This window comes from Magnetococcus marinus MC-1 (genome assembly GCF_000014865.1).
Taxonomy (GTDB): domain Bacteria; phylum Pseudomonadota; class Magnetococcia; order Magnetococcales; family Magnetococcaceae; genus Magnetococcus; species Magnetococcus marinus.
The window spans coordinates 34,649-47,615 of record NC_008576.1; the positions used below are offsets into that span (position 1 = coordinate 34,649).

Sequence of the window (12,967 nt, forward strand, 5' to 3'; positions counted from 1 at the left end):
AAGGCTCTTTGGCATGGGTGTGCGATGAGAACCGTGTTGATGGTCCATGGTTGGGGCTTGGCTCCTGGCCTGTGGCGGCCCATGCTGGGGCATATGGGGCCCGTGGAGCTGTTACGGGCCGATTTGGGTTTTTTTCATCCCCATGGACAGGTGACGGTGCCCCTGCCGGAGGGGGATTGGCTGGGGGTTGGGCACTCCATGGGGGGGTTGTGGTTGCTGCAAGCGCTGCTGGGGGAGGCCGAAACCCCGCAGATGGCGGCACTCGCCCGCTGTAAGGAGCGTTGCCGGGGCTTGGTTTTTATCAACGGTTTTAGCCGTTTTCACCAGGGTGCTGATTTTCCCCATGGGGTGGGTGCGCGGGTGATTGGGCGCATGCGCAAGCAGTTGACGGTGGATGCCATGCAGGTGCTGCGGGATTTTGGCAGCCGGAGTGGTTTGCCGGTCATGGGTCTGCCCCCTGGGGTCAAGCCCCATGTGGCCCGTTTGGATGAGGGGTTGGCGGCGATTAGCCGTTGGGATGGGCGGGCGATATTACAGGGGTGGTCGCACCCCTTTTTGGCCATTGCCAGCCGTGAAGATGCCATTGTGAGCGCCGCCATGAGTGAGCAGATGTTTGGTGGATCGGCATTACAGTGGATCGAGGGGGGTAGTCACCTCTTACCGTTGACCCATGGTCAGCAGATGGCCGCAGCGTTACAACAGAGTTTGGAGTCGTGGTTATGAACCTGCCCAACCGAGGGGAAGGCAACCGCAATGGACGTGTGGGGAAAAATTTTGGTCGGGCGCTGAACTACCACCGTAAGGCGCTGGTACAGCAGCATGTGGCCGATGAGTTGGCGGAGCGGTTGGTGGATTTTCCACTGCCGGAGCGGCCACGGGTGTTGGAAATTGGTTGCGGGACCGGTTTTTTAAGCCGCCATTTGATGCGCCAGTGGCCGGGGGGGTCGTTTCTGTTTACCGATATTTCAGCGCCCATGTTGGTGCGCTGCCAATCCCATCTCTCGGATCTACCGGGTCAGCGCCAGTTTATGGTGATGGATGGGGAGCACTGCGCGGTGCGTGGTCCCTTTGACCTAGTGGTATCGAGCATGGCGATGCAGTGGTTTGGTGATCTGCCAGGGGCATTACAGGGGTTAAGTTCGCTGTTAAAGACCAATGGTATGTTGGCCTTTGCCACCCTGGGGGATGAGACCTTTCGGGAGTGGCGGGGGGTGTGTGCCCAATATGGCTCCCCCTTTGGGCGCCCGGATTATCCCGATGTGGCTCAGTTGCAGGAGATGTGGCCCAGCGGTGGTGAGGGGGATGTGGAGGAGGATCATATTCCGGTGGCCCACAGTTCGGGACACGGTTTTTTACGCGCCTTGCGCGAGGTTGGGGCGCATCAACCCTCTGGGCAGCATCGTCCGGTATCGGCAGCGCTGATGCGGCGCATGTTGCAGGCAACCCGGGGTGGACAACACGGTTTTACGGTGACTTATCATGTACTCTACGGATTCTATACACGCAGTTTCGACGACCGCCCCATCCATTGAAACGGGTCGCCGGGGTGAACCGGGTTTGAGCGGTCATGCATGGCTGGATAGTATGGCCGAGGCCGCCTTGGCTGGTCAGCTACCCGACGCCCAGAGTGGGTTGCGGCTGTTGACCGATCCGGGTATCGAGCTGCTACCCTTATTGCAAGCGGCCTTTCGGGTGCGGTTTCACCATTTTGGGCGGGGTGTACGCATCCATATTCTCAACAATGTGCAGAATGGCTACTGCTCTGAGGATTGTAACTACTGCGCCCAGGCTAAAAATAGTAAGGCACCCATTGAGAAATACAGCATCAAAAGTGATGAGGAGATCCTGGAAGGGGCACGCAAAGCCTATGAATCCGGGGCCTATCGTTACTGCATGGTGTCGTCGGGGCGTTCGCCCCATGCGGAGCGCATCGACCATATGTCCAAGCTGATTCGGGAGATTAAATCCCGCTGGCCGGTGGAGGTCTGTTTGTCGGCCGGCTTTTTGGATGCCAACAAAGCCCGTGAGCTGAAAGAGGCTGGGTTGGACCGCTACAACCATAATCTCAATACCGCCGATGGTTATTATGGCTCTATTTGTACCACCCATAGCTATGGGGACCGTCTGAACACCTTGCAGGAGGCCCGCCGCGCAGGGCTGGAGGTGTGCAGTGGCATCATTATCGGCATGGGGGAAAAGCCCGAAGAGATTGTGGAGGTTGCCACCACCCTGCGGAGCTTGCAGGCCCGCTCGATCCCCGTTAATTTTTATGTGCATGTCGAGGGGGCTCAACTGGGGGCGGTGGACCAGTTGACGCCGGCGTATGCTTTGCGGGCCTTGGCGCTGTTCCGCTTTTTTAATCCCGATGCCGAGGTACGGGCAGCAGGGGGGCGAGAGAGCAATCTACGGGGTATGGAGTCCATGGCCCTCTACCCGGCGAACTCCCTGTTTGCAGAAGGCTATCTGAATACCACTGGTCATATGGCGGAGAAGACCGTTAAAATGGTGGAAGATGCTGGTTTTTTTGTGGAGAAAATAGAGGAGGAGTAGCCCCTCTTCGACCAAGGAGCTTGAAGTATGTTGTCCCCCCGCGACCGATTTTGGAGCGCTGCGCTAAGCCTACTGCTGTTGGCTGGATGCTCCGATTCCAGCCCCCCAAAAAACGATTGGGAGCCCTTTGTGGAGTCCTATCTGGAGGAGAAGCAGCGGCAGGCGGAGTTGCCCGCGGACTACTATTTGACCCCAGAGCGCTGGAATCCCCTCTTGGACTATCTGGGTTGGAGTCAGGTAAAGGCGGATACCTCTAAAGAGCATGAGCTGGTGATCCGTGAAGGGGGGATAGACATGGGGCCAGAGGAAGAGCTCAATGCGGGGCATCTGGAAGGGGGTGGCCTGCTGGAGGATTTGAAGCGTAAAATCCATGCGGGCCGTGAAGCGCTGGGCATTGTCGATGAGACGATGGGGGATAACCCCGAGCTGTTGGATGCCCTACGCGATGGTGGCGTGCGAGAAGCCCTTAAAGGGGTTGATCATGGCTACCTGGAGCAGAAAAAACAAGAGCTCATGGGTTTGGCAGAATCCGCAGGGGTGGATGCGGATTATCAACCTTCGGAGCTGGATCGTCAGGTGTTGAAAGGGTTTGGTAAAAAGTTGGGCCTGTCGGACAAACGCATGGAAAATTTGGAAGATCAGGCCGAAAACTATCGGGACAAGCGGCCTTGATCTTAACCCCGCCTGCCCGTGGTGTCTTTGTAACCGGTACCGATACCCACGTGGGTAAGAGTGTTGCCAGCGCTTGGTTGCTGCATCAGTGGCAAGCCAGCTATTGGAAACCCATTCAGTCGGGCTTGGAGGGAGCCACCGATAGCCAAGTGGTGACGGAGCTGGCGCAACTGGATAGCAGCCGGCTGTTTGCCGAACGGTTTCGCCTACAGGCCCCCCTCTCGCCCCATGCATCGGCTGCGGCCCAGGGCATTGCCATCCATCTGGAGGATTTTCAACTGCCCCCGTGTGAGGCTCCACTGGTGGTGGAGGGGGCTGGTGGTGTTTTGGTGCCCATCAACCAACAGCACACCATGTTGGACCTTATGGTGTGGTTGGGGCTGCCGGTGATTGTGGTAACGCGCACCGGATTGGGTACCCTTAATCACACCCTGCTTACCCTGCAAGCGCTAGAGGGGCGGGGCTTGCAGGTGCTGGGATTAATCGCCTGTGGCGAGGCCAATCCCTCCAACTTTGCCGCCTTGCGGCACTTTGGCCAGCGACCTCTGTTGGCCCATATTCCTCCCCTTGAGCCCCTCACCCCAGAGCGGTTGGCGGCGGTGGGTTGGGCGGAGTAGGCGCGGTCGTTTGGTGGGTGGATGTGTGGTCAAAACGCACCATCGAAGGGGGCCTCCGCCGAGTGTGTGCGCGGCTCTGGGGTGCGTTACCGTGGGCTTAATGCTCCATCACTCCTTTTTGAGCGTAGAAACCGATGACCCCTTCAGCCGATCTGATCCAATGGGATAAACGTCACTGTTGGCACCCCTTTACTCAGGCGCAAACCGCTCCAGATCCCATTCCCATGGCCTCGGCTCGTGGTGCCACCCTGACCAGTGTGGATGGCCGTACCTTTATTGATTTAAATGCCTCTTGGTGGGTAACGACCCACGGTCATGCCCATCCCGCCATTGCCGCCGCCATTGCCCAACAGGCACAGACCCTTGAGCAGGTGATTTTTGCTGGGTTTACCCATGCCCCGGCGGTGAATTTGGCAACGCGGCTGAGTGAAACATTGGGGGGTGATTTAGACCGCGTCTTTTTTTCCGATGATGGCTCTACGGCGGTGGAGGTGGCGCTTAAAATGGCGGCCCAATACCATATTAACCAGGGTACTCCACGGCATCGCTTTGTGGCGTTTCGTGGGGGCTATCATGGGGATACGGTGGGGGCCATGTCGATGGGGCAGGGCTCGGGCTTTTTTGACGCCTTTCAAGCCATGCTGTTTCATGTGGATCTGCTGGACTATCCGGCCACCTGGCTGGGTGATCCCACCCCCGAGCTGCGGGAGGCGCTGGTATTAAGCCAGTTGGATGACTACCTCGCCACCCATGGCCCGCAGTGTGGGGCGCTGCTTATGGAGCCCTTGGTGCAGGGAGCTGCGGGTATGCGTATGGCCCGTGCGGGTTTTGTGCAGCAGGTGATGGAGCGCTGCCGGGCCGCCGGGGTGTTGGTGATTTTGGATGAAGTGATGACCGGCTTTGGCCGTACCGGAACGCTGTTTGCCTTTCAGCAATGTGGGGATTACCCGGATATTATTTGTCTCTCCAAAGGCTTGACCGCAGGATTTATGCCCATGTCGGTGACGGTGGTGCGAGAGCCCATCTATCAGGCATTTATGGGGGAGGGGTTTGAACGGGCGTTGGCCCATGGCCACTCCTTTACCGCCAATCCGCTGGGGTGTGTGGCGGCGCTGGCCTCGTTGGAGCTGTTTGAGCAAGAGGGCAGCTTGGCCCGGATTGGCCAGATCGCCGCACTACACCAGCAGCGCTTAGAGCCTTTGCAGAAGCATGCCAAGGCGGTGCGGCCCCGGGTCTGTGGGAGCATTGGGGCCATTGACCTGCGGGTGGCCGATGGCGGCTATGGGGCAGAGATTGGCCCCAAGTTGAAGGCCTTTTTTATTGAAAAGGGATTGTTGATGCGCCCCTTGGGGAATACCGTCTATCTACTGCCACCCTATTGTGTGAGCGATGCACAACTGCACCAGGGCTGGGACGCTATTGAAGAGGCCCTGGATACGCTGCTGTAGGGGACAAAAGCCGCTTAGGGTTTGACCACACCAGCAGGGGTGGGGGTGCCACCCTTGGGGCTGTTTGACGGGGTTTCGGTTTTTCCCAGCAGTTTGTCCGCTTCGCTGGTTTTACCCAGTTGAATAAGCAGGCGGGCGGTGGCCTCCTTGGGGCTCTCCGGCAGCAGGCGGTCGGCAGCTGGGGCAATCTTTTCGGCGGGAAAGCTCATACCTGCATAGTGCAGCAGCGCCTCTTCCAGATCCCCCAGTGACTCCAACATCAGCCCCTTTTGGTAGGCCAGCAGCCGTATAACAGCGGGATCATCCTCACGGGTCTGTAGCTGGGCCAACAGCAGCTCAGCCTGGGCTTCACGACCATGCCGCGTATAGGCCAGCAGCGCTTTGGCGATGGGTTCAAGCAGGGGGCTGGGTAACACCATAGGTTCCCCGTTGGTGCCAGAGGGCGACAGCTCTTCTAAAAGGCTCTCCAGGGTGACATCGCTCATGGAGGTATCCATGGCCAGCAGTTGCAACCGGATCAGATCCCCATCCCGCTCGCGCTGGGAACCTAACAGTGCGACCGCCTCGGCAAGACGCTGCTGCTGGAGCAGGGTTTCAGCCAAGACCGCCCGCACCGGTGGGGTGAGGGGGGTCAGGCCCAAACCCTCAGGGGTTAATAGCCCTCCCGCTGCGGTGAGTCCCAAGGGGGCTTCTTGTTCCAGTTCCAACAGCTGGGTTAGAAAGAGAGCCTGCTCCAAACCCTGCGGTGCGTTAAGCAAAGTGCGCAGCAGACAGCGCCGCTGCATAAGGCGTTGAACCGTGGCAGTGGGCTTTTTTTCGCGTTTAATCGGGGTTGTGGCCCACTGGTGAAACAGCTTCGCGTGCAGGATGCGCAGCTCCTGTGCCTCGGTCTCGCCAGGGTTATGGGCCAGGGCACTTTCCAGATCAATGAGCAGCTTGGGGGTGAACTCTGTTTGGGCAGCTTCTGCGACCTGCATGCGTACCGCGCGGTAAAAGATCGCCCGCGCAGGTTGGCTGCGGCGGGTCTCTTCCGGCAGCTGTTTAAGACCATGACGGGCCATCTCCCACCCGCCTTGGGCAAGGGAGAGCTCAGCCATGGCCAAGATCCACTCAGGGTCAGGCTCGGGCCGGTCTGGGCGCTCCCGGTAGAGTCCTAACTGGAGGCGGGCTCGATCCAACGCGCCAAGCTTTAACTCACAGATACCGATGCCCCGCTGGGCAATATAGGCGTGGGGGTGGCCGGGATTCTCTACTAAAAAGCGGGAAAAGCGCCCCCTGGCCTCTTGAAATTGACCGTTAGCGAGCTGCGCTTGGGCCATCATCAACACCAGTTCCGGGGTGTGGTCAATGGTGTCGGTGGGTAGGCTTTCCAGTACCTCCAATGCCTGGCTTTGCTGACCTAGGGCCATATGGGCACGGGCCTTGAGCTCCCGCCAACGCAACGCCGTGACCGGTGCTCCACTGCCCCGGTTGAGGGCCTGTTCACTGAGCATCAGCGCCAACTGGGCCTGACCCTGCTCCAGCATGCGGCGTACCGCATTGGGGGTAAGGGGAAAGGGCCGCCCAATGGACTCAAACCCGGTGAGGGCCGATGACTCAATGGCATCGGGTGGGGCAATGGCACTGCCTTGAGGGATCACATCCTGTACCTGGGGAGGGGCCTCCTGAGCCTGGGCAGAGCCCCACATCAAAGCGGCGGCAAGCAGCATGGCCGGGCCTTGTCCTCGACGCTGGGGTCGCCCACCCTTGAGCCCATGCTGCGGTTTCATCACTTTTTCTCCGGGATCGTCAACGATTCGTAGCGCTCGGTGGACTCAATCCGTTTACCCTGGCAGCTCTGCAAAGCAAGGGTGATCACGCCCAGCACGATGACCACCAATAGAACCCGTTTAGGCCATCGCTGTTTGGTGGTACGGGTGCCGCTTAGGCCATCATAGCGTGTTCTGCGATTCATGGTTTGAACCTCATTCTTGGGTAACAGATGGGATGGGTTGGGCACCCAAAACCAGATTATCAATCAAACGCGCGGCCCCCACATGGGCAGCAATCAGCACCACGGGTGCCCCCTTACCCTGCCAGGGTTGCAGGGTAAGGGCATCCCGCACGGCTACATAGTCGATACGCGCAATGCCTGCCTGCCGCAAGGTTTGTTCGACCAAATGCGCCAATGCGGTGGCGTCATGCAGCCCCTCTTGATAGGCGTGGTAGGCGCGGTTGAGCCCCTGACTAAGGGCCACAGCTTGGGCCCTGGCTGGGGCATCCAGATAGCGGTTGCGGCTGGACATGGCCAAGCCATCTGGCTCCCGTACGGTGGGTATACCAATCACCTCCACCGGCATGGCCAGATCCTGCACCATGCTGCGTAACACGGTAAACTGCTGGTAATCCTTTAAACCAAAAAAGGCAGAGGTGGGACGTACCAGATTGAGCAGCAGGGTCACGACAGTAGCGACCCCATCAAAATGGCCAGGACGCACCGCCCCACACAGCATACCCGCGAGGGCTGGTAGGGTTACATGGGTCAGGTTGGGGTTCTCTGGGGGGTAGATGGCGGCCACCGTGGGGTGGAACAGGGCATCGCAGCCCTCGGCCTCCAGCAGTGCCCAATCGGCCTCAAAGGTGCGGGGGTAGAGGTCAAAATCCTCATTGGGGCCAAATTGGGTTGGGTTGACAAAGATCGAGACCACCACCTGCTCACAGCGTTGGCGGGCCTCTCGCAGCAGGGTCAAATGGCCCTCATGCAGGCAGCCCATGGTGGGTACAAAGCCGATGTTTTGGTGGCCCTGGCGTTTACGCCAAGCCAGCAGTGCGGCGCGATCTTGCAGGCTCTCCATGGTTGATCCTACTTCTCAAAGCTATGGTCTGGGGTGGGGAATTGGCGGTTGCGGACCTCTTGCACATAGGCCCCAATGGCACCCCCTATGACGGGTACCCCATCAAGATAGCGTTTGACAAATTTGGGGGCCAGATCGCCATACAGTCCCAGCATATCATAGATAACCAAAACCTGCCCATCGCACCCCACCCCGGCACCGATACCAATGGTGGGAATGGTCAGGGATTGGCTTACCTGTTGGGCCAGTGCCGCAGGTATGCCCTCCAGAATAATGGCTCCTGCCCCGGCCTGTTGTAGGGCGAGGGCGTCGTCGGCGATGCGCTGGGCGGCGGCTTGGTCACGCCCCTGGATCTTAAAGCCACCAAAGGCGTGGACCGATTGGGGGGTGAGTCCCAAATGGCCAATGACGGGGATGGCGCGTTCAGTCAAATAGGCCACCGTGGCGGCCATAGCCTGCCCCCCCTCCAGCTTAATGGCGGCGGCACCGCTCTCTTTCATAGCCCGTGCGGCCTGTTCAAAGGTGCGCTCTGGGCCGTTTTGGGTCGAGCCAAAGGGCATATCCAGCACCACCAAGGCGCGTTGGCAACCCCGCGCAACGGCGCGGGTGTGATAGATCATCTCATCCAGGGTGACGGGCAGGGTGGTTTCGTGCCCCTGTACCACCATACCCAGCGAATCCCCTACCAGTACCAGATCCACATCGGCGGCGTCCACCAAGCGGGCCAGGGTGTAATCATAGGCGGTCAGGGCCACAATGGGCTCGCCCTGCTGTTTCATGCGTACCAGATCCGGTACCCGCACGCGTTTTTTCATAACCGTTCTGCCTGGGGGAAAAGAGGAAGGTGGCTCAACCTCTGTGAATAACACGCCTTAGCTCAGGCGCTCCACTTGGCCCCTATCTTCAACCTCACTCAAGAGGGTGTCAACGGTTTTGCCCAGTTTGGGGTGTCGCTTGGTGGGGATAATCTCCCCAAGCGGCTGCAACACAAAACGGCGTAGGTGCAACTGGGGGTGGGGCAAGATAAGCTGAGGGTGATCCAACAGCAGGTCCGCATAAAAGAGCAGATCCAGATCCAGCGCTCTGGGTCCCCAGCGCTGTTCCCGGTGGCGGTCTCGTCCCATCTGTTGCTCAACATCCAACAAGAGCGCCAGCAACGCCAAGGGGGACAGGGTGGTGGTCAGGGTGGCCGCGCCGTTGATATAGTCGGGCTGTTGTGGTCCCAAGGGCTCGGTACGATACCAGGATGAGCAGGCTGTCACCGTGACATGGGGCTGCTTGTCCAGCATAAGCAGGGCCTGCTGGCAGTTGCGCAACGGCTCTCCCAGGTTGGCTCCTAGGCCAATCTGGGCGTCAACAGGTGTGGCAAGCAGAGGGGTGCTCAGACCGACAATACCTTGATGTGCCAGGGTTCAAAACGCACCCCAAGTAGGTTGTCGCGGGGGTAGCGCAGGTTGACATAACCGAGATCCCGCAGACGCTTAAACACCTCGGTGGTGGCAAAGTGCTCGGTAAAGTTAAGATAGCCAAAGCCCACCTGCCCCACATCAAAATCGCCGATACCGTGGAAAGAGTAACCCGGCGGGGCCAGCGAACGGGAGGCCATGGAGAGGTTGCCTTGACTCTCTTCGGCTTTGTGCAAAAAGAGACGGAATTGCTTGATCACGCTCCGTACACCAGAGGTAAGGATAACCTTATCCCCCACATCGCGGAGAATTTTATTGTAGGTCTGTACGGGGGTGCCCCGGTAGAGATAGTTGCCGGTGAAGGGCAACTTGCTGACCTCTCGTTTGGGGATCTCTTCGGTCAGACGGGTAAAGGGCTTGTAGCCGTTAAAGCCATAGGCACCGGCATCGCGGAAAAAGAGCTCTTCCAGAAAATCCAGCTCAGCCTTGGAGAAGGACTCCACCGAGCTAAAATTTTTCGCCAGGTTGATCGCTTCATCAAAGCCCAACAGGTGAAAATTGGCATGACCGACCAGATTTTCCAGCCGGGTAAAGCGAATGTTCACCTTTTTTAGGGTAGCAAATTGAGCGGGAGAGAGGAAAATATCGTCTTTATGGGCGGTATTGAAGTTACGGATGCGACGCACCGCCTCTTCGATCTCCGCTTGGTCCATGGAGGCACGCAGATAAGCCTCGGTCTTTTTTGGCATGGGCACAGCTTTTTCGATGGCATGGGCCTCTGTGGCGACCATTCCTGCTCCACCGAATACCCCTACAGCCATAGCCTGCAAAAATTGACGTCGTTGCATCATGCCCCGATTACCCGCTTTAATATAGAAGATTGGATGTGACGCGAACCGTCTTGATCTCTTTTGGTAACAGAGAGAAGCCCTGTTAAGTAGAAACGATCCAGCGTAGATTTATACCCCATAACTCGGTTCCGATACAAGCTTCCGCTTGGTCTATCCTTTCGGAAAAACGGAGGGGCGTAAAAAAAATGGTTCCCCTGATTTGAGTTTCCAATTTGACGCTTGGGCCTAGGGTTGGTAAAACTCCCCGATGCACCTTGTGAACGAACATCGTTTCTAACGAGATTACGGTGTTTGTTATTAGTTCCCATTAAAATGGTGCTCATGCTAGCGGATAGACACTGATGACCCATGCTCAACACTGGTGGGCCTTACCATTGGCCCTTGTCTTTTTTTTAGGTTGCCCCCCGGTACAGGCGGGCGATACTGGTGCTTTGAGCCCGTTGCTCTCCATGGAGCAGACCTGTCAGCGCATTGGTAACAAGTTGGGCAGCGTTTCGGTACAGGATTGTCTTTCGCAAGAATTGCGCCCAACGGGTGGGTATTCGGTGGGGGGGATTCCCATTTTGGTGAAGGAGTATCCCCCCCTGGGGCAGCGTCTTCCCAGGGGGCGGATTTTGGTGTTGGGGGGCATTCATGGTGACGAATACTCTTCGGTGAGCATTACCTTTCGGTGGTTGGAAAAGTTGAATTTGTATCACTCTGGGTTGTTTCACTGGCGGGTGGCTCCCCTGACCAATCCAGATGGTTTGCTCCAGGAAAATTCGGTGCGTATGAACGCCCATGGGGTTGATTTAAACCGTAATTTCGGCACGCCAGATTGGGCCGACAAGGCCTTAGAATATTGGGAGAAAGATACCCTGCGCGATCCGCGCCGCTATCCGGGTCCAGCCCCTTTGAGCGAGCCGGAATCCCGCTGGATCGCCCAAGAGATCGAGAGCTTTAAGCCTGATGTGATCGTCTCGATTCATGCCCCTTATGGGTTGTTGGATTTTGATGGCCCCCCCAAAAATCCCCCCAAGCGGCTGGGTTCGTTGTATCTATCGCCGCTGGGTACCTATCCTGGCTCTTTGGGACGCTATGCGGGCATGTATAAGAAGATACCCATCATTACCATTGAGCTTAAATATGCGGGCATCATGCCCAGCAACAGCGAGATCCGCAATATTTGGATGGATCTGGTGCGTTGGCTTAGCCGTAATGTTAACCCCGCTACCCGGCAGGTGGGGGTCGATCATGACCCTGACCAAGATACCAACCATGCTATCCCCAGGGAGGCATCGCATTCATGAATCCTGAAATGGCGCGTCTCAACCCCTATCCGTTTGAGAAGCTGGCGGTTTTGTTTGAGGGAATTACCCCCAATGGGGCGTTATCCCCTCTGAACATCTCCATTGGTGAGCCCAAGCATCCCACGCCGGCGTTTGTAACCCAGCGTATGATGGAGGCGTTGCAGGATGGGGATATGGCCAAATATCCCACCACCCGAGGGGAGCGAGCCCTGCGTGAAAGCATGGCGGCTTGGTTGACCCGCCGTTTTGAACTGCAAGCGGGCAGTGTGGATCCCGACCGGCATGTGCTGTCGGCCAATGGCACCCGTGAGGCGATTTTTTCGGTGGCGTTGGCGGTGGTGGATCGGGCCAAGGGGGGGGTGGTATTGACCCCCAACCCCTTCTACCAGATCTATGAGGGGGCCTGTTTTATGGCGGGGGTGGAGCCTGTCCATATTGACGCCACGGAAGAGACCCATTTGCGCCCCCCCTTTACCCAGTTGGATGCCGAGTTGTTGGCGCGTACGCAGATGGTCTATCTCTGCTCCCCATCCAACCCCACCGGGGCGGTGCATCCGTTGGAGGAGTTGCAGGAGCTCATTCGGCTGGCGGATACCTACGATTTTGTGATCTGTGCCGATGAGTGCTACTCGGAGATCTGGTATGATGCCCCGCCGCCGGGATTGTTGCAGGCGTGTGCGGCCATGGGTCGGCACGATTTTGCCCGCTGTTTGGTGTTTCACTCCCTCTCCAAGCGTTCCAACATGCCGGGGGCCCGCACCGGTTTTATCGCCGGGGATGCCCAACTGTTGGACCACTACTTTAAGCTGCGCACTTACACCGGTTGTGCCACACCGCCGTTTATTCAAAAAGCGGCCATCGCCGCCTGGGATGATGAGCAGCATGTGGAGGAGAATCGGCGGGCCTACCGGGCCAAGCTGGAGGAGTCCATGGCGATTCTCTCACCGGTTTTGCCCGTGACCCGCCCCGAGGCCAGTTTTTATCTATGGCTCAAGGTACCCGGTGGCGGTGCGTTGTTTGCCCGCACTCTCTACGAAAAATATAATGTGGTGGTGCTGCCCGGCGGCTATTTGGGGCGTCAAGGGGCCCATGGTAACCCGGCGGATGGGTATATCCGTATTGCCCTAGTGGCGACGTTAGAGCAAAATCGGGAGGCGATGCATCGCATTGCCCAGTGCGCTCAAGAGATGATAGGGCAGTCCCAGGCTGTTTAAGCAAAAACCAGGGGGGCGTTGTTCACGGTTGGTGCCGCCACCCCTTTTTTGAACCATGCATTGAACAGAAAAAAACGTTTTTTCAA

At 58.0% G+C, this 12,967-nt stretch carries 14 protein-coding genes; 8 read left to right on the forward strand and 6 right to left on the reverse strand.

The window, feature by feature from the left end; translation table 11 throughout:
- Positions 1-24: 24 nt before the first annotated feature.
- The 6 genes from MMC1_RS00160 to bioA all read left to right on the forward strand — a co-directional run bounded on the left by MMC1_RS00160 (position 25) and on the right by bioA (position 5,287).
- On the forward strand, positions 25-723 hold the full coding sequence (locus MMC1_RS00160; protein WP_011711735.1) for an alpha/beta hydrolase family protein: 699 nt from the start codon (positions 25-27) through the stop codon (positions 721-723).
- Positions 720-1,532, forward strand: a complete 813-nt coding sequence (gene bioC, locus MMC1_RS00165) for a malonyl-ACP O-methyltransferase BioC (RefSeq protein WP_011711736.1) — start codon at positions 720-722, stop codon at positions 1,530-1,532. Before MMC1_RS00160 ends, bioC begins: the two co-directional genes overlap by 4 nt.
- 25 nt (positions 1,533-1,557) lie before the next feature.
- Positions 1,558-2,550, forward strand: coding sequence for a biotin synthase BioB (bioB, locus tag MMC1_RS00170; RefSeq protein ID WP_227665286.1), 993 nt, complete (start codon positions 1,558-1,560; stop codon positions 2,548-2,550).
- A gap of 27 nt (positions 2,551-2,577) precedes the next feature.
- Entirely contained in the window at positions 2,578-3,222 is a 645-nt protein-coding gene (locus MMC1_RS00175; RefSeq protein WP_011711738.1) for a hypothetical protein, read from the forward strand.
- Complete coding sequence (gene bioD, locus MMC1_RS00180; protein ID WP_011711739.1) at positions 3,219-3,839, forward strand: dethiobiotin synthase; 621 nt, start codon at positions 3,219-3,221, stop codon at positions 3,837-3,839. Before MMC1_RS00175 ends, bioD begins: the two co-directional genes overlap by 4 nt.
- A gap of 134 nt (positions 3,840-3,973) precedes the next feature.
- Complete coding sequence (gene bioA, locus MMC1_RS00185; RefSeq protein WP_011711740.1) at positions 3,974-5,287, forward strand: adenosylmethionine--8-amino-7-oxononanoate transaminase; 1,314 nt, start codon at positions 3,974-3,976, stop codon at positions 5,285-5,287.
- Positions 5,288-5,301: 14 nt separating this feature from the next.
- Here bioA and MMC1_RS00190 read toward each other — a convergent pair whose 3' ends face one another.
- Genes MMC1_RS00190 through MMC1_RS00215 form a run of 6 tightly spaced genes read right to left on the reverse strand, consistent with a single transcriptional unit; the run spans position 5,302 to position 10,378 of the window.
- A complete protein-coding gene (locus MMC1_RS00190; RefSeq protein ID WP_011711741.1) occupies positions 5,302-7,056 on the reverse strand; it encodes a tetratricopeptide repeat protein in 1,755 nt (584 codons plus the stop codon).
- Positions 7,056-7,241: a hypothetical protein gene (locus MMC1_RS00195; protein WP_041640464.1), complete on the reverse strand. Its 186-nt coding sequence runs from the start codon at positions 7,239-7,241 to the stop codon at positions 7,056-7,058. The genes MMC1_RS00190 and MMC1_RS00195 overlap by 1 nt, the downstream gene beginning before the upstream one ends.
- Before the next feature lie 10 nt (positions 7,242-7,251).
- Positions 7,252-8,121, reverse strand: a complete 870-nt coding sequence (gene panC, locus MMC1_RS00200; protein WP_011711742.1) for a pantoate--beta-alanine ligase — start codon at positions 8,119-8,121, stop codon at positions 7,252-7,254.
- An 8-nt stretch (positions 8,122-8,129) separates the two neighbouring features.
- Positions 8,130-8,936 carry a 3-methyl-2-oxobutanoate hydroxymethyltransferase gene (gene panB / locus MMC1_RS00205; protein WP_011711743.1) on the reverse strand — a complete coding sequence of 269 codons (807 nt, stop codon included), beginning with the start codon at positions 8,934-8,936 and terminating at the stop codon, positions 8,130-8,132.
- Positions 8,937-8,993: 57 nt separating this feature from the next.
- Positions 8,994-9,515, reverse strand: coding sequence for a 2-amino-4-hydroxy-6-hydroxymethyldihydropteridine diphosphokinase (gene folK / locus MMC1_RS00210; RefSeq protein ID WP_049757515.1), 522 nt, complete (start codon positions 9,513-9,515; stop codon positions 8,994-8,996).
- On the reverse strand, positions 9,503-10,378 hold the full coding sequence (locus MMC1_RS00215) for a M15 family metallopeptidase (protein ID WP_011711745.1): 876 nt from the start codon (positions 10,376-10,378) through the stop codon (positions 9,503-9,505). The genes folK and MMC1_RS00215 overlap by 13 nt, the downstream gene beginning before the upstream one ends.
- A 341-nt stretch (positions 10,379-10,719) precedes the next feature.
- Between MMC1_RS00215 and MMC1_RS00220 the strand changes: the two genes are divergently transcribed.
- Together MMC1_RS00220 and dapC are read left to right on the forward strand one after the other, a co-directional pair.
- Entirely contained in the window at positions 10,720-11,667 is a 948-nt protein-coding gene (locus MMC1_RS00220; RefSeq protein WP_011711746.1) for a M14 family murein peptide amidase A, read from the forward strand.
- The gene (dapC, locus tag MMC1_RS00225; protein ID WP_011711747.1) at positions 11,664-12,881 is read left to right on the forward strand and encodes a succinyldiaminopimelate transaminase; all 1,218 of its coding nucleotides are present in this window, start codon (positions 11,664-11,666) and stop codon (positions 12,879-12,881) included. The genes MMC1_RS00220 and dapC overlap by 4 nt, the downstream gene beginning before the upstream one ends.
- Positions 12,882-12,967: the final 86 nt, after the last annotated feature.